22 protein-coding genes, 1 pseudogene and 1 riboswitch are annotated in these 23106 nt (G+C 48.7%); of the genes and pseudogenes, 14 read left to right on the top strand and 9 right to left on the bottom strand.

Annotated features, from left to right (window positions below; translation table 11 throughout):
• The first annotated feature begins 2 nt into the window (after positions 1–2).
• The gene (gene acuI, locus CEQ48_RS18775; RefSeq protein WP_089072242.1) at positions 3–983 is read left to right on the top strand and encodes an acrylyl-CoA reductase (NADPH); all 981 of its coding nucleotides are present in this window, start codon (positions 3–5) and stop codon (positions 981–983) included.
• 170 nt (positions 984–1153) lie between these two features.
• Here the strand turns inward: acuI and CEQ48_RS18770 are convergent, their stop codons facing one another.
• A complete protein-coding gene (locus CEQ48_RS18770; RefSeq protein WP_000958278.1) occupies positions 1154–1339 on the bottom strand; it encodes a hypothetical protein in 186 nt (61 codons plus the stop codon).
• 135 nt (positions 1340–1474) lie between these two features.
• Between CEQ48_RS18770 and tusA the strand changes: the two genes are divergently transcribed.
• On the top strand, positions 1475–1723 hold the full coding sequence (tusA, locus tag CEQ48_RS18765) for a sulfurtransferase TusA (protein ID WP_000143765.1): 249 nt from the start codon (positions 1475–1477) through the stop codon (positions 1721–1723).
• Between the two features lie 86 nt (positions 1724–1809).
• Here the strand turns inward: tusA and CEQ48_RS18760 are convergent, their stop codons facing one another.
• Together CEQ48_RS18760 and CEQ48_RS18755 are read right to left on the bottom strand one after the other, a co-directional pair.
• On the bottom strand, positions 1810–2067 hold the full coding sequence (locus tag CEQ48_RS18760) for a hypothetical protein (protein ID WP_000958001.1): 258 nt from the start codon (positions 2065–2067) through the stop codon (positions 1810–1812).
• A 105-nt stretch (positions 2068–2172) separates the two neighbouring features.
• Entirely contained in the window at positions 2173–2727 is a 555-nt protein-coding gene (locus CEQ48_RS18755) for a TMEM165/GDT1 family protein (protein WP_089072241.1), read from the bottom strand.
• A 91-nt stretch (positions 2728–2818) separates the two neighbouring features.
• A riboswitch (yybP-ykoY riboswitch) is annotated at positions 2819–2929 on the bottom strand.
• Between the two features lie 213 nt (positions 2930–3142).
• On the opposite strand from CEQ48_RS18755, the gene glyQ reads away from it, so the two are divergent.
• The 3 genes from glyQ to CEQ48_RS18740 all read left to right on the top strand — a co-directional run bounded on the left by glyQ (position 3143) and on the right by CEQ48_RS18740 (position 7766).
• Positions 3143–4060 (top strand): glycine--tRNA ligase subunit alpha, encoded by a 918-nt coding sequence (glyQ, locus tag CEQ48_RS18750; RefSeq protein WP_001174901.1) that lies wholly within the window; start codon positions 3143–3145, stop codon positions 4058–4060.
• 14 nt (positions 4061–4074) lie between these two features.
• Positions 4075–6141, top strand: a complete 2067-nt coding sequence (gene glyS / locus CEQ48_RS18745) for a glycine--tRNA ligase subunit beta (RefSeq protein ID WP_089072240.1) — start codon at positions 4075–4077, stop codon at positions 6139–6141.
• 368 nt (positions 6142–6509) lie between these two features.
• Entirely contained in the window at positions 6510–7766 is a 1257-nt protein-coding gene (locus CEQ48_RS18740) for a valine--pyruvate transaminase (RefSeq protein WP_089072239.1), read from the top strand.
• A gap of 87 nt (positions 7767–7853) precedes the next feature.
• On the opposite strand, the gene CEQ48_RS18735 is transcribed toward CEQ48_RS18740, so the two are convergent.
• The 6 genes and pseudogenes from CEQ48_RS18735 to dnaA all read right to left on the bottom strand — a co-directional run bounded on the left by CEQ48_RS18735 (position 7854) and on the right by dnaA (position 15641).
• Entirely contained in the window at positions 7854–8291 is a 438-nt protein-coding gene (locus tag CEQ48_RS18735) for an Hsp20 family protein (RefSeq protein WP_001261062.1), read from the bottom strand.
• Between the two features lie 400 nt (positions 8292–8691).
• Positions 8692–9115: pseudogene (locus CEQ48_RS18725) on the bottom strand (GreA/GreB family elongation factor).
• 417 nt (positions 9116–9532) lie between these two features.
• On the bottom strand, positions 9533–11950 hold the full coding sequence (gyrB, locus tag CEQ48_RS18720) for a DNA topoisomerase (ATP-hydrolyzing) subunit B (protein ID WP_089072238.1): 2418 nt from the start codon (positions 11948–11950) through the stop codon (positions 9533–9535).
• 20 nt (positions 11951–11970) lie between these two features.
• The gene (gene recF / locus CEQ48_RS18715) at positions 11971–13062 is read right to left on the bottom strand and encodes a DNA replication/repair protein RecF (protein WP_001884355.1); all 1092 of its coding nucleotides are present in this window, start codon (positions 13060–13062) and stop codon (positions 11971–11973) included.
• A 17-nt stretch (positions 13063–13079) separates the two neighbouring features.
• On the bottom strand, positions 13080–14180 hold the full coding sequence (gene dnaN, locus CEQ48_RS18710) for a DNA polymerase III subunit beta (protein WP_089072237.1): 1101 nt from the start codon (positions 14178–14180) through the stop codon (positions 13080–13082).
• 57 nt (positions 14181–14237) lie between these two features.
• Positions 14238–15641: a chromosomal replication initiator protein DnaA gene (gene dnaA / locus CEQ48_RS18705; RefSeq protein ID WP_089072236.1), complete on the bottom strand. Its 1404-nt coding sequence runs from the start codon at positions 15639–15641 to the stop codon at positions 14238–14240.
• 311 nt (positions 15642–15952) lie between these two features.
• On the opposite strand from dnaA, the gene CEQ48_RS18700 reads away from it, so the two are divergent.
• From CEQ48_RS18700 to mioC, 9 genes are all read left to right on the top strand, one after another.
• Positions 15953–16699 (top strand): amino acid ABC transporter substrate-binding protein, encoded by a 747-nt coding sequence (locus CEQ48_RS18700; protein ID WP_089072235.1) that lies wholly within the window; start codon positions 15953–15955, stop codon positions 16697–16699.
• A 72-nt stretch (positions 16700–16771) separates the two neighbouring features.
• Positions 16772–17443 (top strand): amino acid ABC transporter permease, encoded by a 672-nt coding sequence (locus CEQ48_RS18695; RefSeq protein ID WP_089072234.1) that lies wholly within the window; start codon positions 16772–16774, stop codon positions 17441–17443.
• The gene (locus CEQ48_RS18690; RefSeq protein ID WP_089072233.1) at positions 17440–18177 is read left to right on the top strand and encodes an amino acid ABC transporter ATP-binding protein; all 738 of its coding nucleotides are present in this window, start codon (positions 17440–17442) and stop codon (positions 18175–18177) included. Before CEQ48_RS18695 ends, CEQ48_RS18690 begins: the two co-directional genes overlap by 4 nt.
• Positions 18178–18418: 241 nt before the next feature.
• On the top strand, positions 18419–18556 hold the full coding sequence (gene rpmH, locus CEQ48_RS18685) for a 50S ribosomal protein L34 (protein ID WP_000044781.1): 138 nt from the start codon (positions 18419–18421) through the stop codon (positions 18554–18556).
• 45 nt (positions 18557–18601) lie between these two features.
• Positions 18602–18925, top strand: a complete 324-nt coding sequence (gene rnpA, locus CEQ48_RS18680; protein WP_232477872.1) for a ribonuclease P protein component — start codon at positions 18602–18604, stop codon at positions 18923–18925.
• The gene (gene yidD / locus CEQ48_RS18675; protein ID WP_089072231.1) at positions 18892–19146 is read left to right on the top strand and encodes a membrane protein insertion efficiency factor YidD; all 255 of its coding nucleotides are present in this window, start codon (positions 18892–18894) and stop codon (positions 19144–19146) included. Before rnpA ends, yidD begins: the two co-directional genes overlap by 34 nt.
• Positions 19147–19151: 5 nt before the next feature.
• Complete coding sequence (yidC, locus tag CEQ48_RS18670) at positions 19152–20777, top strand: membrane protein insertase YidC (RefSeq protein ID WP_089072230.1); 1626 nt, start codon at positions 19152–19154, stop codon at positions 20775–20777.
• A 93-nt stretch (positions 20778–20870) separates the two neighbouring features.
• Positions 20871–22232 carry a tRNA uridine-5-carboxymethylaminomethyl(34) synthesis GTPase MnmE gene (gene mnmE / locus CEQ48_RS18665; protein WP_089072229.1) on the top strand — a complete coding sequence of 454 codons (1362 nt, stop codon included), beginning with the start codon at positions 20871–20873 and terminating at the stop codon, positions 22230–22232.
• 9 nt (positions 22233–22241) lie between these two features.
• The gene (gene mioC / locus CEQ48_RS18660) at positions 22242–22676 is read left to right on the top strand and encodes an FMN-binding protein MioC (protein WP_089072228.1); all 435 of its coding nucleotides are present in this window, start codon (positions 22242–22244) and stop codon (positions 22674–22676) included.
• Positions 22677–23106 lie beyond the last annotated feature (430 nt).

Raw genomic sequence — 23106 nt, 5'->3', positions numbered from 1 at the left:
ATATGTTCAACGCGTTGCTGCTTACTCAACAAGACAAAACTACTCACGCGACGGTCACTCAAATTAACGATGATCAGCTGCCCGCAGGCAATGTGACAGTAGCGGTCAACTACTCTTCGCTCAATTACAAAGATGGTCTCGCCATTACTGGCAAAGGCAAAATTATCCGTGAATTTCCTATGGTTCCGGGGATTGATTTTGCAGGCACAGTATTGGAATCAGCCGATGCACGTTATCAAGTCGGTGATGCCGTGGTTCTGACCGGATGGGGTGTAGGGGAAAATCATTGGGGGGGCATGGCGCAAAAAGCGCGATTAAATGCCGATTGGCTGGTGAAACTGCCACAAGGCTTAACCAGCCAGCAAGCCATGATGATTGGTACTGCAGGCTTTACCGCCATGTTGTGTGTACAGGCTCTGATTGACGGTGGCATCAAACCGCAAGATGGCGAAATCTTAGTCACCGGAGCCAGTGGCGGTGTAGGCTCTGTCGCCGTCACTTTACTTGCTCAGCTTGGCTATAAGGTCGTGGCGGTGACAGGACGCGTAGCACAAAATGGCCCTCTTTTAGAACAACTCGGTGCCTCGCGCGTTATCGATCGCCAAGAATTTAGTGAAGCCTCCAGACCGCTCGAAAAGCAGCTCTGGGTTGGTGCGGTCGATACCGTAGGCAGTAAAGTGTTAGCAAAAGTGCTGGCACAAATGCACTACAACGGGGTCGTTGCCGCTTGTGGTCTGGCGGGTGGTTTTGATCTGCCGACCACAGTCATGCCATTTATCCTGCGCAATGTGCGTTTACAGGGCGTTGACTCCGTCTCTTGCCCTGTCGAGAAACGCCTTGCTGCATGGAAGAAGCTGGCGGAGTTGTTGCCTGCAAGCTACTACGCTCAAGCATGCTACGAAATCAGCTTGTCACAAGTGCCAGAATACGCTGAAGCGATTACCAATGGCCAAGTGACAGGCCGCGTGGTCGTTAAACTCTAAGCCAAAACGTATTGATTCAAATGGAAAGAAACCCGCGCTGTTGGCGGGTTTCTCATGGTGAACGTATCTGGTTATAAATAGCAGGCAAAAAAATCCCGCCTTTCAGCGGGGAAGCCCAAGAAAAATGGGGATAGTGTCGGAATGTAATTGAGCGTAGTCAGTCACGTTGGTTAACGATGTGGTTGCTGAGTGGTGTCTTGTTCGCTGCGCATCTCTAGCCAAATACCAAAGATGGAGGCAGCGGTACCTAACACTGGCATCAACTGAGCTTGTGTGGTCTCTCCCAAGCCCAAAGCACACAAGGAAATAAAACACAAAACGGCATAGATGGTCAGTCTATCGAGTGTGGTTAACATTATTCCCTCGCTTAACTTGTTACTAACTTGTTAAAGAAGTTATAACAAAATGATCCTTTTGCCAAGCGATTATTGAATAATTTTTCTCCACCAGTATCATCTACGCCTTAATTGTGACACCCAACAGGTTTTAGCATGACTTTCAATCCGAACATTGCCACGCATACTTTAGAAGCAGAAGGATTACGCTGCCCAGAGCCAGTGATGATGGTCAGGAAAACCATTCGTACGATGCAAGACGGCGAAGTGTTATTGGTTACGGCCGATGACCCCTCCACCACGCGTGATATTCCGAGTTTTTGCCGCTTTATGGATCACCAATTACTCGGTGCGCAGATCGACCAACTGCCCTATCAGTACTTGATTAAAAAAGGGTTGGCCTAACAAACAATCACCACCGCTAAAAGCGGTGGTTTAGGGATGACAATAAAAAAGACTGCCGAGGCAGTCTTTTTTGATAGCAATCTGATTTACTCTTCTTCGAGGTTACGCAGCTCTGCTTGCAATCTATTGAGTTGTTTTTGCAGCGCTCGCACTTCATCGTGCAGCGGAATAATATGGGCAACGCGAATCCAAGATTCGACCGCTAACGCCGTCATCACAATCGCGCCCACCACCATCGGCATCCATAAATCGGTTAACGACATACCGAGTAATGTTAACACTAAGCCAAAACTGAATAAGTAACTCTGGCTTTTTGGTGTCATCCCCATGTAACGAGTCAGCATAATGGTGTCCTCTTACTCTTGAACCCTGCTCATACCCTAGCATGATAATCCACATCAGGATGGGTGATAGGTCACGCTGCAAAGCCTAAATCAAGCGCTCACCGCTCAGTAAAATGCCGTTGCCAGAGCCATCGCCAAAAACAAACCGGCGGTCACTTTACGGATCAACCCAAGCGGCATTTTGTCGGCCGACAGTTTACCAATCAGCACCACTGGAACATTCGCAAGCAACATACCTAAGGTCGTCCCAACAATCACCCAGCTGAGGGCATCGGCATACTGCGCCCCTAAAATCGAGGTGGCAATTTGGGTTTTATCGCCAATTTCAGCCATAAAGAAGGCAATAAAACTGGCCACAAAAGGACCGCGAGTAGAGATAGACTCTTCTCCATCCAATTTATCTGGGATGAGAACCCAACCCGCCATCGCAAGGAAACTGACCACCAACACCCATTTTAAAATGTCGGGAGAAAGATAATCTGCGACCACCACACCTAGCCAAGCGGCCAGTGCATGATTGGCTAACGTCGCAAGAAAAATGGCGGCAATAATCGGTATGGGTTTACGGTAACGGCTGGCGAGTAACAAGGATAACAGTTGAGTTTTATCCCCAATCTCAGCCAAAGCCACCGTAGTAATTGAAATCGCTAAAACGCTCATGACATGCTCTGTGGGACAGGGGTTTATTATCGAACCGTAGACAAACAATCACGCCCTATCCCAGTTCGCGTTGTTTGTCTAAGGTCTTGCTAAACCTGAAGGCTCAGGTCTCACACACCATGGTAATTGAGTACCAAATATGTTGATGTGTGAATCACCAAGTTGAAAACTTAGCGACCAGCTACTCCCCAAAGACGGAGCGAATTCTAACCACCGAAATCCGGAATCGCAACCCTCGTTACCCACTTTTCCATGACTCAGAGAGAAATTGGCACAAAAGTCGGGAAAAATGAGCGTAAAAGAAATTATTGTCGATTAATTCAGCAAGATTTCCGCTACTTTGTCAGGGAATATCTGGGTATACTTCAGTGTTATTTTTTATCAATTCAGACAGAAGAATCGCGCGAACCTGACTATGCAAAAATACGACATCAAAACCTTTCAGGGTATGATCCTCGCGCTGCAGGATTATTGGGCCCAACAAGGCTGTACTATTGTGCAACCTCTCGACATGGAAGTGGGTGCAGGTACTTCTCACCCGATGACTTGCTTACGAGCATTAGGTCCTGAACCTATCGCAACCGCGTACGTTCAACCCTCACGCCGCCCTACTGACGGCCGCTACGGTGAAAACCCAAACCGTCTGCAGCACTACTACCAGTTCCAGGTGATCATTAAACCATCACCAGACAACATCCAAGAGCTGTACTTAGGTTCACTGCGCGTACTGGGCGTTGACCCTTGTGTGCATGACATCCGTTTTGTGGAAGACAACTGGGAAAACCCAACCTTAGGTGCTTGGGGTCTTGGCTGGGAAGTGTGGCTAAACGGCATGGAAGTGACTCAGTTTACTTACTTCCAGCAAGTGGGTGGTCTTGAGTGTAAGCCTGTGACCGGCGAAATCACTTACGGTATTGAGCGTCTAGCCATGTACATTCAGGGCGTGGATTCCGTTTACGATCTGGTCTGGACCGATGGTCCACTCGGCAAAGTGACTTACGGCGACATCTTCCACCAAAACGAAGTTGAGCAATCCACTTACAACTTTGAACACGCGGATGTGGATTTCCTCTTCACTTACTTCGACCAGTGCGAAAAAGAGTGTAAATACCTGCTAGAGCTTGAAAAGCCACTGCCTCTGCCAGCCTACGAGCGTATTTTGAAAGCGGCACACGCCTTCAACTTGCTCGATGCACGCAAAGCGATCTCAGTGACTGAGCGTCAGCGCTACATTCTGCGCATTCGCAACCTAACCAAATCGGTCGCCGAAGCTTATTACGCATCCCGTGAAGCTCTGGGCTTCCCTATGTGTAAGAAGTCAGAACAGAAGTAAGGGGAAGACGTCACATGGCAAAAGAATTTTTAATTGAGCTAGGCACAGAAGAGCTGCCACCAAAGCAACTGCGCACGCTGGCTGAAGCCTTCGCAGCGAATTTTGCGGCAGAACTGGCAACAGCTGACATCGCCCATGAAGGCGTAACTTGGTTTGCCACGCCACGCCGTTTGGCTCTGAAAGTCGCCAATTTGGCAGAAAGCCAACCGGATCGCGTCGTTGAAAAACGTGGCCCAGCCGTCAACGTTGCGTTTGATGCCGATGGCAAGCCAACCAAAGCCGCTGAAGGCTGGGCGCGTGGCAATGGCATCACGGTAGAGCAAGCAGAACGTCTCGTCACAGACAAAGGCGAATGGCTGCTGTTCAAAGAACAAGTGCAAGGCCAACAAACCGCTTCTGTGGTCGTGGACATGGCTGCCAAAGCGCTGGCTAACCTGCCAATTGCGAAACCAATGCGTTGGGGCGATAAAGAAACCCAATTTATCCGTCCAGTAAAAACTCTGACTATCCTGTTTGGTAGCGAACTGATCCAAGGCGAAATTTTGGGTGTTGCTTCTGCACGCACCCTCCGTGGTCACCGCTTTATGGGTGAAGCGGAATTCACCATCGAATCGGCTGAGCAGTACCCTGCGATTCTTGAAGAGCGCGGCAAAGTCATCGCTGACTACGCGACTCGTAAAGCGATGATCATCGAAGGCTCACAACAAGCGGCTCAGGAGCTCGGCGGTATCGCGGATCTGGAAGATGCGCTGGTAGAAGAAGTGACCTCGCTGGTGGAATGGCCAGTGGTGATGACGGCGAAATTTGAAGAAAAATTCCTCAAAGTTCCGGCAGAAGCTTTGGTGTACACCATGAAAGGTGACCAAAAATACTTCCCAGTCTATGACGCAAGCAAAAAACTGCTGCCTAACTTCATCTTCGTTTCGAACATCGAATCGAAAGAGCCTCGCCACATTGTGGAAGGTAACGAGAAGGTAGTTCGTCCACGTCTGGCGGATGCAGAATTCTTCTTTAATACAGACCGCAAGCGCCCATTGGTGGATCGCTTACCTCTGCTAGAAAACGCGATTTTCCAACAGCAACTCGGCACGATTAAAGACAAAACCGACCGCATTACTGAACTGGCTGGCTACATCGCAGAGCAGATCGGTGCTGACGTAGAGAAATCCAAGCGCGCTGGCCTACTGGCCAAATGTGATCTCATGACCTCGATGGTGTTTGAATTTACCGACACCCAAGGCGTGATGGGTATGCACTATGCGCGTCACGATGGTGAAGCAGAAGAAGTGGCTGTTGCGCTGAACGAGCAGTACATGCCACGTTTTGCGGGTGATGAACTGCCAAGCCGTGGGGTTTCTGCTGCGGTCGCGATGGCTGACAAACTCGATACTATCGTCGGTATCTTTGGTATTGGCCAAGCGCCGAAAGGCAGTGACCCATTCGCTCTGCGTCGTGCTTCACTGGGTGTGCTGCGTATTCTGGTTGAGTACGGCTACCAATTGGATCTGGTGGATTTGATTGCCAAAGCCAAATCCCTGTTTGGTGACCGCCTGACGAATGCCAACGTTGAGCAGGAAGTGATCGAGTTTATGCTTGGCCGTTTCCCAACCTGGTACCAAGATGCCGGCTTTAGCATCGACATCATCCAAGCGGTACTGGCGCGTAACCCAACCAAACCCGCTGACTTTGATCAGCGTGTGAAAGCGGTATCGCACTTCCGCGCTCTTGAAGAAGCCGAAGCACTGGCCGCTGCCAACAAGCGTGTAGGTAACATTCTGGCTAAGTACGATGGCGAATTGGGTGAAGAAATCGATCTCGCTCTGCTGCAAGAAGATGCGGAAAAAGCCTTAGCCGAAGCCGTCGAAATCATGGCAGAAGCGTTAGAACCTGCGTTTGCAACTGGCAACTACCAAGAAGCTCTGAGCAAACTGGCTGGCCTGCGCGCGCCTGTCGATGCCTTCTTCGACAACGTGATGGTGATGGCTGACGATGAAGCACTGAAGAAGAACCGTCTCACGCTGCTCAACAAGCTACGTAACCTGTTCCTACAAATTGCCGACATTTCGCTGCTGCAAAAATAATCTGCAGCACGATAATTTCGTCATGTAGGCCAGTCACGCAAAGCGGCGAGCAAACCTACGCCGCTTTGAGTAATCAAACGTTAAGCCCAGCTCTTTTGAGTTGGGCTTTGTTTTTGCTCGCGCTCCCCAAACGACTTGGAGTTGCAGGTAGGCGGCAAGTGAGTTCATCCCCATGAGCATAGATAAACTATGTGATTGGGGTGAACGAACGCAGCCAACACCGCTGCAGCTTCAAGTAGGAAGGGGACACAAAAATATTGCTTTGCCTCGCAAATACATTGCGGTATGTTCAAGAACTATTCTAAACGGCGGAGATTCCACCGGTATATCGTTTCGCAAACACACAGCAATCATTAGGTAGTCGAGCAATGCAGTATTCCTCTTTTGGCGAAAAGTTTAATCGCTACTCCGGTATTACCCAGTTAATGGATGATTTAAACGATGGTCTGCGCACTCCAGGCGCGATCATGCTTGGTGGCGGTAATCCTGCTGCCATTCCTGCCATGCTCGATTATTTCCACAAGACCAGCGCCGAAATGCTGGCCGATGGTTCTCTGCTCAATGCCATGACCAATTACGATGGTCCACAGGGCAAAGATGTGTTTGTAAAATCGCTCGCCACACTGCTGCGTGAGACGTATGGCTGGAATATCAGCGAAAAGAACATCACTTTAACCAACGGCAGCCAGAGTGGCTTTTTCTATCTGTTTAACTTGTTTGCCGGTAAACAGCCCGATGGTTCACACAAAAAAATCCTCCTGCCCCTCGCGCCAGAATACATTGGCTACGGTGATGCAGGCATTGATGACGATATTTTTGTCTCCTACCGTCCGGAGATTGAGCTGCTCGATCAAGGACTGTTCAAATACCATGTGGACTTTTCTGAGCTGAAAGTTGATGAGTCGGTGGCTGCGATCTGTGTGTCTCGCCCCACCAACCCAACCGGTAACGTGTTAACCGAAGAGGAAATCCACAAACTCGACCAACTGGCGCGTGATAACGGCATACCGTTAATCATCGACAATGCTTACGGCGTACCCTTCCCGAATATCATTTTTGAAGACGTTGAACCGTTTTGGAATGACAACACCATCTTGTGCATGAGTCTGTCCAAACTGGGTCTACCCGGTCTGCGCTGCGGCATTGTGATCGCCAATGAAGCGGTAACTCAAGCGCTGACCAACATGAATGGCATCATCAGCTTAGCGCCCGGCAGTATGGGGCCAGCGTTGGTGCAACGCATGATAGAAAAAGGCGATCTGCTGAGACTTAGCGAGCAGGTGATCAAGCCGTTTTATCGCCAAAAAGCGCAACATGCGGTAAAGCTGCTGCAAAGTGCGATTACTGATCCGCGTTTTCGCATCCATAAACCAGAAGGGGCGATCTTCCTCTGGCTGTGGTTTGATGAACTGCCGATCACCACAATCGAGCTTTACCAACGTTTGAAAGCGCGTGGCGTATTGATTGTACCGGGCGAATATTTCTTTATCGGCCAGCCGCAAGAATGGCCACATGCCCATGAATGCTTGCGTATGAACTATGTGCAGAATGAGCAAGCGATGGAACAAGGCATTGCCATCATCGCCGAAGAAGTACAAAAAGCGTATCAACAAGCCAACGCCTAAACACCTAAACTAAGCAATGCAAAAAGCCCGCGAAATTCGCGGGCTTCGTTTTATCTCGCGTTCAGTGCGTTAAAACGCTGCGCAGAGTTATTTGTTTTCCAGTAGGTGCTTGCCGTTAATCGCAATTTTGCGTGGCTGCATCGCTTCTGGAATTTCGCGCTCTAAATCAATGTGCAGCAGACCATGTTCCATAGTCGCGCCAGTCACTTTCACGTAATCCGCTAATTGGAATTTACGTTCAAAATCGCGCTCGGCAATGCCCTGATAGATGTAGTTTTTGCTCTCTTCAGGTTTACGCTCACCGCGCACAATCAAAGTATTCTCTTGTTGAGTAATATCGATCTCTTCATCGCCAAAACCCGCTACCGCCATGGTAATGCGATATTGGTTGTCTTCTTTTTGCTCGATATTGTATGGAGGGTATCCGCCTTGGGCGTTTTTCGCCGCGCTGTTTTCCATCATGTTCAGTAGACGGTCAAAGCCAATCGCGTTGCGGTACAGTGGAGTAAAATCGACAGTTCTCATATTCCTATCCTCTTTGATTAAGCAATAGTCTTAACAATGACTTGTTAAGTCGCCCGATCCATTCTTATGACCTGAATCGGCGTGATTTCAGTTAGGTAACACACTCCTCAATTGAGCAAGGGTGTTAGTCTCATTCAGAGGCCCTAGCGGCATCCTCTTCACTTCTAGATATAAGGTCGCTCAAAACCATTTCAAGTTTTTTCCCAAAAAAAATTTTGAAAAAAGCCCGACATTGAGTCGGGCTAGTCATTTGGATAATGCACTTTATCCTTAATTAACGGCCTTTGCTTTTGCGTGGCTTAATCACTGAGCTCTCTTGCGCTTTTTCTTGCTTCAGCTTGCGCTTCTCTTTGAGGCTGAGTTGTGGTTTTTTCATCTCTTGTTTACTCATGACAAACTCCTAATTACTGACATAACAAGCATGGGCAGAGCTTGGTTGGCTTACCCTGTATTGAGTGCTGAACGTGAGTAATGGCAAAGCAGTGGTGTTGACCCCAAATAGGCAAGGTAAACACTTCATGCTGACGGCGACCAAGTAGGGCGGCACCAAGCAGGGAATCACATGTCACGCCACCGTGTACTTCGTCCTGATTTCCAGACGTGACTAAGGTGACTTGGAATGACAATTTACGCTGAGCATCAACAAGGCTCACCGTGTCCCCAAGCTTAATGCGCTGTGGCGCTCGTTCAATGGGCGAGCGAGGATGCTCCAGCTTCTCGAACAATTCGAGCAGCAACAGCGGAGATTGATAGGTCAAAAAGCGGCTACGTAGCCACCAACCGGCGAGAAAACGCCGAATATTCAAAGATAACCGGTTCAGCATGATACTTCCTTTGCTCATTCCATTACCAACAGTGACAAATCGATGAGTATGCCCGGGAGTGAAATACACTCCCGGTTCAATTCACAAAGGCGACCATCCTGACCTCCAGTCAAAAAGTGAGGGATAACAATAGGGTTCACAGACCACTATAGACACTAAAAAAACGAATGCAACCTCATGAAATTTAGAGAAAAAAGGAAAGTCTAATAAAGCCGTTTTCAGGATAGAAAAGTCTTAGTTAACCTCTGATTTTGGTGCTTTAGCCCAACAACCTGGGATATTCGACACAAAATTTTTATTGTGTCTTTTGTACTTGCGCGAGGTTGCAGACCTCCAGCATTTGGAAAGTACAAATTGCAGAGATAAAAAAAGCAGCGCCACAGCGCTGCTTTTTATCACAATGAATCAACCAATCCCTTATACGTCGAGGTTGGCCACTTTCAGTGCGTTGGTTTCGATAAATGCACGACGTGGTTCAACTTGATCACCCATGAGCGTCGTGAACAGCTCATCCGCGCCTACCGCATCTTCGATGGTCACTTGCATCATACGACGAGTGTCTGGATCCATGGTGGTTTCCCACAACTGATCTGGGTTCATCTCACCCAGACCTTTATAGCGCTGGATAGACAGACCGCGACGCGATTCTTTGATTAACCACTCAAGTGCAGCGGCAAAGCTACTGATTGGCTGAACACGTTCACCACGTTTGATAAACGCACCCGCTTCAATCAAACCGTCCAGCGCTTCCGACAGATCGGCTAACTTAGCGTACTCTTTCGAGTTAATCAGATCCGCGCTCAGTAAGTATTCATGGGTCACACCGTGAGTACGCACCTGAATTTTTGGCAGATACACATTCAGCTCCGAATTATGTTCAACCAGAACGCTGTATTGGCTCGCGCCCACTTCTTTCGCATTCAGCTGTTCCACTAAACGCTGAGTCCAAGCTTCAACCGCGGCTTTATCGGCACACAGCTCAGCATTGATGCGTGGTACGTAAATCAGCTCATGCAGCATCGCGTAAGGATAGCGACGGCTCATGCGCTCAACCAGCTTGATCGCGGCGTTATATTGCTGAACCAGCTTCTCCAGCGGTTCACCCGCCAATGCAGGAGCATCGGCGTTCACGTGCAGCTCTGCGCCATCCATCGCCAGTGCCACTTGGTACTGGTTCATCGCCTCTTCATCTTTGATGTACTGCTCTTGTTTGCCTTTTTTCACTTTGTAAAGTGGTGGCTGAGCAATGTAGATGTAACCACGCTCAATCAACTCCGGCATTTGGCGGTAGAAGAAGGTCAACAGCAGAGTACGAATGTGCGAGCCGTCGACGTCCGCATCGGTCATGATGATGATGTTGTGATAACGCAGTTTATCTGGGTTGTACTCATCACGGCCGATACCACAGCCTAATGCAGTGATGAGGGTCGCGACTTCTTGTGAAGACAACATCTTGTCAAAACGCGCTTTTTCTACGTTGAGGATTTTACCTTTCAGCGGCAGAATCGCTTGATTCTTACGGTTACGGCCTTGTTTGGCTGAACCGCCCGCAGAGTCACCCTCCACTATGTAGAGTTCAGACAATGCTGGGTCTTTTTCCTGACAGTCCGCCAGTTTGCCGGGTAAGCCTGCAAGATCCAGTGCACCTTTACGGCGAGTCATTTCACGAGCTTTACGCGCTGCTTCACGCGCACGCGCCGCATCAATAATCTTCGAACAAACGTTTTTCGCTTCGCTTGGGTTTTCCGCTAGGAAATCCGCCAGCTTCTCATTCATGGCTGACTCAACCGCGGATTTTACTTCCGAAGAAACCAGCTTATCTTTGGTTTGGCTTGAGAATTTAGGATCCGGCACTTTCACCGATACCACAGCCGTTAAGCCTTCACGCGCATCATCACCCGAGGTTGCCGCTTGGGCTTTCTTCGAGAAGCCTTCTTTGTCCATGTAGTTGTTCAAAGTACGGGTCAACGCACCACGGAAACCGGCTAAGTGGGTACCACCATCACGCTGTGGGATGTTGTTGGTAAAGCAGTAGATGTTTTCTTGGAAACCATCGTTCCACTGCATTGCCACTTCCACGCTGATGCCATCTTCACGCTCTTGGTTAAAGTGGAAGACTTTCTCATGGATTGGCGTTTTGTTACGGTTCAAGTGGGTCACAAACGCTTGAATACCCCCTTCATACATGAAGTGGTCTTTTTTATCTTCTTCACGTTCATCGGTCAGCTTGATCGACACGCCAGAGTTCAGGAATGACAGCTCACGCAGGCGTTTAGCCAAAATGTCGTAATGGAATTCGATATTGGTAAAGGTTTGTGCGCTTGGCCAGAAACGTACGGTAGTACCGGTACGCTCAGTATCACCCACTACAGCCAACGGTGCTTGTGGCACACCATGATGGTAAGTTTGGGTGTGGACTTTGCCGCCGCGATAGATGGTGAGTAGCACTTTTTCAGAGAGCGCGTTAACCACCGACACACCTACCCCGTGCAGACCGCCGGAGACTTTATAGGAGTTGTCGTCAAATTTACCGCCGGCGTGCAGTACAGTCATGATGACTTCTGCCGCAGACACTTTCTCTTCAGGATGCATTTCGGTCGGGATACCACGACCGTCATCGCTGACTGACACTGAGTTGTCTTCGTGGATGGTGACCACGATGTCTTTACAGTAACCTGCCAACGCTTCATCAATTGAGTTATCCACCACCTCAAAAACCATGTGGTGCAGACCGGTGCCATCATCAGTGTCGCCGATGTACATACCCGGACGCTTACGTACCGCATCCAGACCCTTCAGTACCTTAATACTCGATGAATCGTAATTGTTCGACATGAGTTACTCTCTCACTCTGTTTATCCTTGCTCTATTACACCGTGGGCAACATGAAATGTTTTACTGGACTCATCCAACATGTCCGCCACTTGGCTTTCGGTAATAGAACTTACAAAAACCTGCGCCCCCGTCCCTTTTAGGCTATCTGCCAAACGTTGGCGACGTAGGCTATCCAATTCGGAAGCAAAATCATCGATAAGATAAATGCATTGCTTTCCCGTCAACTCGGTCAGGTGCTGCCCTTGCGCCACGCGCAACGCACACACCATCAACTTCAGTTGTCCCCGCGACAACACATCTTCCACCGGGGTTGCGTTCACTTTAATCCGCAAATCCGCTTTGTTAGGCCCGCTAAAGGTATAGCCCAACTGCTGATCCCGTTCGAAGTTTTTTTCCAGAATCGATTGATAAGGCTGATCTTTTTCCCAACCTCGATAATACTTTAAGTCGATATCGAATTCTGGCAAAAATGTGCGACATAACTGCTCTGCCACATTTTTCAATTGATTGACGTAACTTTCACGCCACTGGTCAATCTGCTCAGCCAAACGGGCTAGTTCTTGATCCCAATAACTGAGTTCACGATAGCTTTGCGCGCTTTTGAGCAGTGCATTACGCTGCTTGCTGAGCCGCTTAAACCGCCCCCATGCATCGAAAAAAGCGGGCTCAGTATGAAACACACCCCAATCGATAAAAGCCCGACGCTGTTTAGGTCCATCGGTCAGCAGTTCAAAGCCTTCCGGATGAATCAATTGCAGTGGCAAAATCTGCGCTAACTGCGCCAACTTTTGCCCCGTTTGGCCGCCTATTTTAACCTCAGTTGAGCCGTCACGCTGCTTATTAATGCCAACGGGTAGCTCAAATTGATCAGAGCTCAAAGAATGCTCACAAATCCGGCCATGCACAAACAGTTCTGAGCACTCATTTTGAATGATCCGTCCGGTCAGCGAGCTTTTAAATGAACGGCCATGGCCGAGCAGATAAATCGCTTCAAGCACGCTGGTTTTACCGCTGCCATTCGGCCCGATAAGAAAGTTAAAGCCTGCTGATAGGCGAATATCACAGGCTTTAATATTACGAAACTGTTGGATCATTAACCGGGAAAGCGGCATGGTAACTCGGTTATACCTTACAGACGAATTGGCATGACCACGTACATGGCGCTGTCATCATCGACATTCTCCACCAAGGCACTGGCGTTAGCATCCGACATCGAAACGCGCACATTGTCGCAGCGCAGGGTGTTAAGCACATCCAAGATGTAGCTGACGTTAAAGCCAATCTCAATCGGCTCGCCTTCAAAGCTCACATCCAGTAGCTCTTCCGCTTCTTCTTGTTCTGGGTTATTGGCAGTAATGCGCATTTCGTTGTCAGCCAAATTAACTCGCACACCACGGAATTTTTCATTCGACAGAATCGCGGCACGCGAAAATGCCTGGCGTAACTCTTCGCAGCCCGTTTGTAGTGTTTTGCTGGTATGTTGCGGCAATACGCGGCGATAATCAGGGAAACGACCATCAACCAGCTTCGAAGTAAACACGAAGTGATTCACTTCAGCACGCAAGTTAGAGTGGCCGATTTGCAGCACCACAGGCTGCTCTGGCGCATCGAGCAGTTTCACCAGCTCAAGTACCCCTTTACGCGGTACGATGATCTGCTTTTGCGCGAAATCCGCCCCCAACTGAGCTTGCGCCACCGCCATACGGTGACCATCAGTCGCCACAGAACGCAAGGTGGTGCCATCAATTTCAAACAGCATGCCGTTTAAGTAGTAGCGTACATCTTGGTTGGCCATGGAAAACTGGGTTTTTTCAATCAGACCACGCAGTTCCGCTTGAGTGAGCGAAACTTGCACTTCACTTTGCCAATCTTCAATGTTCGGAAAATCACTGGCAGGCAAGGTGGCGAGGGAAAAACGACTACGACCAGAACGCACATGGATGCGATCGCCTTCAAGCAGCACAGTGATCACGGCACTATCGGGCAAACCACGGCAAATATCTAAAAACTTACGCGCAGGAACAGTAATGCTGCCTGCTTCAAATTCACCTTCTAACGTCACGCGGCTGATCAGTTCCACTTCCAAATCAGTGGCGGTCATCGACAGTTGATTCTCTTCCACCTTAAGCAATAAATTGCCCAAGATCGGCAAGCTGGCGCGGCCACCTAAAGTGCCGGACACCTGTTGCAAGGGTTTAATCAAGTGGCTACGTTCAATGGTAAATTTCATAGTCTTCTCTTAAACGGGTGAAAGCGAAATACGCAAGTGCGCTAACCATAGCGCAAATTAAGAGGAAAGCGTACGAATCAGGTTCGAATAATCTTCTTTGATATCGTGACTCTCTTCGCGCAACTGCTCAATTTTACGGCAGGCGTGTAACACAGTCGTGTGGTCACGGCCGCCAAACGCATCGCCAATTTCAGGCAAGCTGTGGTTGGTCAGCTCTTTAGCCAGTGCCATCGCCAATTGACGAGGACGAGCGACTGAGCGCGAACGGCGTTTTGAGAGCAGATCCGCCACTTTAATTTTGTAGTATTCGGCAACAGTTTTCTGAATGTTATCAATCGTGACCAGCTTTTCTTGCAGGGCTAATAAATCACGCAGCGCTTCGCGCACAAAATCAATCGTGATCGGGCGACCGGTAAAGTTGGCGTTGGCAATCACGCGGTTGAGTGCGCCTTCCAACTCACGCACGTTAGAGCGCAGGCGTTTCGCAATAAAGAAAGCCACTTCATCCGGCAGATGAATCTGGTGATCTTCGGCTTTTTTCATCAAGATCGCGACGCGGGTTTCCAATTCCGGCGGCTCGATCGCCACGGTTAAGCCCCAGCCAAAACGCGATTTGAGACGATCTTCCACCCCATTGATCTCTTTAGGATAACGGTCAGAAGTCAAAATAATTTGTTGGTTGCCTTCCAGCAGCGCGTTAAAGGTATGGAAGAACTCTTCTTGCGAACGCTCTTTGTTGGCAAAGAATTGAATATCGTCGATCAGCAGAGCATCCACACTGCGATAGTAGCGCTTGAACTCTTCAATCGCGTTGTTTTGCAAGGCTTTGACCATGTCTTGCACGAAACGCTCAGAGTGCATGTACACCACTTTAGCGTTCGGGTTGTTATCGACAATCGCGTTACCTACCGCATGCAGCAAGTGCGTTTTACCTAGACCAGTGCCGCCATACAAAAAGAGCGGGTTATACGCCGCGCCCGGGTTATCGGAAACTTGGCGAGCCGCGGCTAAACCTAACTGGTTAGATTTACCTTCCACGAAGTTGTTGAACTTGTGTTTCGGGTTCACATTTGAGCGGTGAGTAATATCGGCCGCTGCGCTGTCATCATCCCACGTTTTATGGATAGGTTTACGCTGCGCCAATTGCGCCGGAGCCGACGATTCAGCCGCGACATCCGCAGCCGTACGCACCGGGGCAGGTTTTGGCGCTACCACACGGCGACTCCCCACTTCAAAGCGCAAGTTGGGTACATCATTGCCACTGAATTCCATCAGCAGACGATTGATGTTGTTGAGGTACTTATCGCGTACCCAATCCAACACAAAGCGGTTCGGGGCGAATAAAGTGAGAGTATTGTCATTGAGCTCCGCTTGAAGCGGACGCACCCACATACTGAATTCTGCGGCAGGTAGCTCTTCCTGAAGCCGTTGCAAACATTGCAACCATAGCGAAGATGACACGATTCCCTCACTCAAAAATCAACGATCGGTAAAGAGGGGCAATTCTACCTGTTGATAACTCAGATCGCCAGCGCTGGATCGTCGATCCAGTGAATAAGATCTAAGTTATTCACATTGTTTTTCGACCAATAGCTAAGATCTTCACACATTTTGCCCGTGCTACCCACATAAAGATCCACATATATAAAGATCTTTAGCAGTTATCCCCACCTTTTTGATTTTGATCAGTTATTGTTAATAACTACTGGTTATTTCTTTTAATGATTTAATTACCAGTAGTATACAAACATAAATGATACAGGAGTCACAAAATGAAACACTGGTTTAACATCGCTCTGGCTGCCCTAGCCCTTTCTTCTGCCACCGTTCAAGCAGCTACCGAGGTGAAAGTCGGTATGTCAGGTCGTTATTTCCCCTTCACTTTCGTTAAGCAAGATGAACTACAAGGCTTTGAAGTGGATGTGTGGAATGAAATTGGCAAACGTAACGATTATAAAGTGGAGTTTGTGACCGCAAACTTCTCCGGTCTGTTTGGTTTGCTTGAAACAGGTCGTATCGACACCATTTCTAACCAAATCACCATTACGGATGCACGCAAAGCCAAATATCTGTTCTCTGATCCGTATGTGATTGATGGTGCGCAAATTACGGTGCGCAAAGGTAATGATGCGATCAAAGGGATTGATGATCTGGCGGGTAAAACCGTTGCCGTCAACCTAGGTTCTAATTTTGAGCAACTGCTACGCAGCCGTGATAAAGATGGCAAAATCAACATCAAAACCTACGATACTGGGATTGAGCACGATGTGGCTTTAGGCCGTGCTGATGCGTTTGTTATGGATCGTCTATCCGCACTTGAGCTGATTGAAAAAACCGGCCTACCACTACAATTGGCAGGCTCACCATTTGAGACCATCGAAAACGCTTGGCCATTTGTGAACAACGAAAAAGGCCAGCAACTGCAAGGTGAAGTCAATCAAGCCCTTGCCGCCATGCGCACTGACGGCACATTAAGCCAGATCGCAATCAAATGGTTTGGTACCGATATATCGCAATAATTCTGCTTCACCAAGCTAGACTCTATAAAGGTGGGACTTTCCCACCTTTGATTATTTTAGGAAGGAAAGTAGATGAGTTTTGACTTTCACTACATGCTTGAGCTGCTGCCAATCTTGCTCAAATATCTGGGTACTACATTGGAAATGGCGAGTTGGGGGCTGGTTTTCGCGCTGATTCTGGCGCTGATTTTAGCCAATATTCGGGTGTTCAAAGTGCCGGTGTTGGATCCCCTTAGCCAGCTCTACATCAGTTTTTTCCGCGGAACACCGCTACTCGTGCAGCTATTTTTGCTCTACTACGGCTTACCGCAAGTCTTCCCACTCTTAGTTGGACTTGATGCGTTCAGCGCCGCGGTGATCGGTTTAACTCTGCATTTTGCCGCTTACATGGCGGAAAGCATTCGCGCTGCGATCATCGGTATTGATCGCAGCCAAATGGAAGCCAGCTTGTCGGTCGGCATGACCACTGCACAGGCGATGCGTCGGATCATTTTGCCGCAAGCGACAAGGGTCGCTCTGCCTTCACTGATGAATTACTTCATTGATATGATCAAGTCCACCTCCCTCGCCTTTACCCTTGGCGTGGCAGAGATCATGGCCAAAGCGCAGATGGAAGCCTCATCCAGTTTCCGTTTCTTCGAAGCCTTCTTGGCGGTAGCCCTCATCTATTGGGTGGTCGTTTTGGTGCTCACTCGCCTGCAATCTTGGGCAGAGCAGAAACTCAATAAGGCGTACGCACGATGATTAAACTGCATAATATCCATAAACAATTTGGCGCTAGTAAGGTGCTGAAGGGTATTGATCTTGAAATCCAGCGCGGAGAAATTGTGGTCATCATTGGCTCCAGTGGCACCGGTAAATCCACTCTACTGCGCTGTGTGAACTTCCTTGAGCAAGCGGATCAAGGCACCATCAGTATTGATGAACTCACTGTCGATACCCAAAAACATACCAAAGCCGATGTGCTAGCACTGCGCCGTAAAACCGGCTTTGTATTTCAAAACTATGCGCTATTCGCTCATTTAACCGCGCGGCAAAATATTGCAGAAGCCTTGATCACGGTACGCGGCTGGAAAAAAGATCAAGCACACCAACGAGCGCAGCAAATTCTCGATGATATCGGCCTTGGCGATAAAGGTGAAAGCTATCCCGCAGCACTCTCTGGCGGCCAGCAGCAACGGGTTGGGATTGGCCGCGCGATGGCGCTGCAACCTGAACTGCTGCTGTTTGATGAACCGACCTCCGCCCTCGATCCTGAATGGGTGGGTGAAGTGCTGGCTCTGATGAAAAAATTGGCGACTCAACATCAAACCATGTTGGTGGTCACCCATGAGATGCAGTTTGCCAAAGAAGTCGCCGATCGAGTGATCTTTATGGCCGAAGGAAACATTGTCGAACAAGGTTCTCCACAGGATATCTTTGACCATCCACAGGATCCGCGTTTAAGAAAATTCCTCAATCAAGTCGGGATCCGTTAAGGATCCTTGAGATTTTGCGGTTTGTCCGTATAATCGGCCGACCGGAAATAAAGCGGCAACCAGAATGAGCCAACTCATTGAGTGAGTTCAGACTGGGGAAAACCCAATCATTGACACCTTTTGTGACAGTGATTACAATTCCGCCTCTTTGTTGAGAGGCGTCGGCGTCTTCAGTGAAGACCTTAATGCCCACGCCGGGTTAACCAAGAACCTAAAACTACTGATCAGTAAAGGTAACATCATGTCTAAACGCACTTTTCAACCTTCAGTTCTGAAGCGCAAGCGTACTCACGGTTTCCGTGCTCGCATGGCGACTGCGAACGGTCGTAAAGTTCTGAATGCACGTCGTGCAAAAGGCCGTAAGCGCCTTTCAAAATAATCTCGAATTATTTTGAGTACGTACGCATTCAATCGGGAGTTACGTTTGTTAACTCCCGAACATTATCAAAAAGTCTTCCAGCAAGCTCACAGTGCTGGTTCTCCTCATCTTACAATCATCGCTCGCGCAAACCATCTTTCTCATCCTCGTTTGGGACTTGCTGTTCCTAAAAAGCAGATCAAAACGGCCGTCGGTCGTAATCGCTTCAAACGTCTCTGCCGGGAAAGCTTTCGTTTACATCAAAATCAGTTAGCTGATAAAGATTTTGTTGTCATCGCCAAAAAGAGCGCGCAAGATTTGAGCAATGAAGAACTGTTTAACTTGCTTGGCAAACTATGGCAACGCCTCTCTCGCCCTTCTCGTGGTTAGCCATTGGTATTGTAAAACTTTACCAGTGGTTCATTAGTCCACTCATCGGCCCACGCTGTCGATTCACTCCAACTTGTTCCACGTATGCGATAGAAGCGCTGCGAGCTCACGGTTTTATAAAAGGATGTTGGTTATCCACCAAACGTCTATTAAAATGCCACCCTTTGAACGAAGGGGGCTTTGACCCCGTTCCACCAGCCCAAAAACAAGACAGAGATTAATAACGATGGATTCTCAACGTAATATCTTGTTAATCGCTCTGGCGCTGGTTTCTTTCCTACTGTTCCAACAATGGCAAGTAGCAAAGAACCCTGCACCGCAAGCGACACAACAGGCCCAATCCACAGGCGCAGCTCCTGCTCCTTCATTTTCCGATGAGTTAGATCCAACGCCTGCACCCAATGCAGCAGCGCAGGCCAAGACCATCACCGTGACTAGCGATGTATTGACTCTGTCTATTGATACGCTCGGTGGCGATATCGTCAGCGCAAAACTGAATCAATATGCTGAAGAACTCGATTCAACTGAGTCTTTTGTCTTGTTACAAAACACCCAAGGTCATCAGTTTATTGCCCAAAGTGGTTTAGTCGGCCCGCAAGGCATTGATGTTACCAGCAATAACCGCCCAGCTTATCAAGTGAATACCGATAGTTTCACTCTGGCCGAAGGCCAAGATGAACTGCGCATTCCTATGACCTATCAAGCCAACGGCATTGATTACACTAAAACCTTCATTCTTAAGCGTGGTAGCTATGCGGTGGATGTGGTGTTTGATGTAGCCAACAACTCAGGTAGCGAAGCCACGTTAGGTATGTATGCTCACCTGCGCCAAAATCTGCTCGATTCTGGTGGTAACTTAGCTATGCCAACTTACCGTGGTGGTGCGTACTCAACCAGCGATGTGCGTTACAAGAAGTACAGCTTCGACGACATGAAAGATCGCAACCTGAGCGCACCCAATGATGTGACGGTGAACTGGGTCGCGATGATCCAGCACTATTTCGCTTCAGCATGGATCCCACGTGATGAGCCACAAGTACAGCTTTACTCACGGGTTATCAATAATTTAGGTGATATGGGTATCCGTACACCAAACAAAACCGTTGCCAACGGTGATAAAGCAGAGTTTGAAGCGACCTTATGGGTAGGCCCAAAACTGCAAGACCAAATGGCCGCAGTCGCACCTAACCTTGACCTTGTGGTCGATTACGGTTGGTTGTGGTTTATTGCTAAACCACTACACTGGTTGCTGTCTGTAATTCAGACCTTTGTTGGCAACTGGGGGGTGGCCATCATCTGCTTAACCTTCATTGTGCGTGGCGCGATGTACCCACTGACCAAAGCACAATACACCTCAATGGCAAAAATGCGTATGCTGCAACCTAAACTGCAAGCTATGCGTGAGCGGATTGGTGATGACCGCCAGCGCATGAGCCAAGAGATGATGGAGCTGTATAAAAAAGAGAAAGTAAACCCACTGGGGGGCTGTTTACCGATCGTACTGCAAATGCCTATTTTCATTGCGCTGTACTGGGCGCTGATGGAGTCGGTAGAGCTGCGTCACTCACCATTCTTTGGTTGGATTCATGACTTATCCGCGCAAGATCCTTACTACATCTTGCCACTGCTGATGGGTGCGAGCATGTTCGTCATCCAGAAGATGAGCCCGACCACGATCACCGATCCAATGCAGCAGAAGATCATGACCTTCATGCCAGTGATGTTCACTTTCTTCTTCCTGTGGTTCCCATCAGGTCTGGTTCTGTACTGGTTGGTGTCGAACATCGTCACGCTAATCCAGCAAACGCTTATCTACAAAGCGCTCGAGAAAAAAGGCTTACACTCCAAGTAAGTTTGATTGAGTAATAAAGAGGCGGCCAAAAGGTCGCCTTTTTGTTGGCTGCTGATTACAATGGCGCTAATTCAATCCTGTTCAGGTAACACTATGACAACAGATACCATTGTCGCGCAGGCTACGGCACCCGGCCGTGGTGGTGTCGGCATTATTCGTGTATCAGGCCCACTGGCTGCCCACGTCGCGCAGACAGTCACTGGACGCACGCTCAGACCCCGCTATGCCGAATACTTGCCTTTCACCGATGAAGATGGCCAGCAGCTCGATCAAGGCATTGCGCTGTTTTTCCCCAATCCTCATTCATTTACCGGTGAAGATGTGCTTGAGCTGCAAGGTCACGGTGGCCCGGTCGTCATGGATATGCTGATCCGACGTATTTTGCAGATTAAAGGGGTGCGCCCAGCCCGTCCTGGTGAATTCTCAGAACGCGCTTTCCTCAATGACAAGATGGATTTAACCCAAGCAGAAGCCATCGCAGACCTGATTGATGCCAGCTCTGAGCAAGCCGCAAAATCCGCGCTGCAATCGCTGCAAGGCGAGTTTTCTAAACGCATCCATACCTTGGTGGAATCGCTGATTCACCTGCGCATCTATGTTGAAGCCGCGATTGATTTCCCAGAAGAAGAGATCGATTTTCTGGCCGATGGTAAGGTTTCCGCTGATCTGCAAACCATCATCGATAATCTTGCCGCAGTGCGCCGTGAAGCTAACCAAGGCGCCATTATGCGCGAAGGGATGAAGGTGGTGATTGCTGGGCGTCCTAATGCGGGTAAATCGAGCCTACTCAATGCGCTTTCGGGTAAAGAGTCTGCCATCGTCACCGACATTGCCGGTACCACCCGTGATGTTCTGCGTGAGCATATCCATATTGATGGGATGCCGCTGCACATCATCGATACCGCGGGACTACGAGACGCTTCTGATGCGGTAGAAAAAATTGGTATTGAGCGCGCGTGGGAAGAGATCCGCCAAGCCGATCGCGTACTGTTTATGGTCGATGGCACCACCACAGAGGCCACCGATCCACAGGACATCTGGCCTGATTTTGTTGACAGACTACCAGAGAATATTGGGATCACTGTGATCCGTAATAAAGCCGATCAAACCGGTGAGCCACTTGGGATCTGCCATGTTAATCAAACCACCTTGATCCGCCTATCAGCCAAAACAGGCCAAGGGGTCGATGCCTTGCGTCAGCACCTCAAAGAGTGCATGGGTTTTTCAGGCAATCAGGAAGGTGGCTTTATGGCACGCCGCCGTCATCTCGATGCCCTAGAGCGAGCCGCAGAGCACTTAGCGATTGGTCAGCAACAACTTGAAGGCTATATGGCTGGAGAAATTCTCGCCGAAGAGCTGCGTATAGCCCAGCAACACCTTAACGAAATTACGGGCGAGTTCAGCTCCGATGATCTGCTTGGCCGCATTTTTTCATCATTCTGTATTGGGAAATAGAGTAACGCTATGATTCATATCATTACTGGCAGCACCCTAGGCGGTGCGGAATATGTGGGTGACCACCTGAGTGATTTACTGCTAGAACAAGGCTTTGACACCAAAATTTACAACCAGCCAAACATTAGTGAGATCCCTGCTAAAGGGACTTGGCTGATCATCACCTCAACCCACGGGGCTGGTGAGTACCCGGATAATATCCAACCCTTTATTCAAGCTCTGCAGAATACACCACCGAATACCTCTGCACTACGTTATGCCGTGGTCGCGATTGGTGATTCAAGCTACGATACTTTCTGCGCGGCAGGTAAACATGCCTATCAGCTGCTGGGGGATATTGGTGCTAAACCTCTGGCCAACTGCTTTACCATCGATGTACAAGAGCACCCAGTGCCTGAAGATGCCGCTGAAGCTTGGCTCAAACGCGTCATCAATCGCTTCTAAATAATGACCTATTCCATGCAGAGCGGCCTAATGCCGCTCTTTTTTTTGGATTGTGGATAAATTTAACGGTAGTGAAAAAATTGATTGATGCTTTTTCAATCGAATCTCATGTGGATAACTACACTATTATCCGGTGATCTTCCTATAGTTATCCATATAACAAGTTTTAGATCCCAAGGTGGCTGTGTATAACATAGGTTTTTGATCCCAGCTAATCCTTGATCAGATCAGTGGTTGATCACACGATCTGATCCTTCCGAATTTCATGATCTTGTTGATCATTTTTTACTTATCCACAAAGATCCTGCTCCTTAATAGTAGATCTAATAAAAAGATCTCTATATAGATCTTTATATATATTTAATGACCCTCCTTGATCGAAAAAACAGGAAAGCGATTTTCTAGCCAACCGAAAGAGGTTAGAATACGC

The sequence above is a fragment of the Vibrio tarriae genome (assembly GCF_002216685.1).
In the GTDB taxonomy this organism is placed as follows: Bacteria; Pseudomonadota; Gammaproteobacteria; order Enterobacterales; family Vibrionaceae; genus Vibrio; species Vibrio tarriae.
The sequence above is the reverse complement of the archived record's forward strand: the minus strand, read 5'-3'. Positions and strand labels throughout refer to the sequence as shown.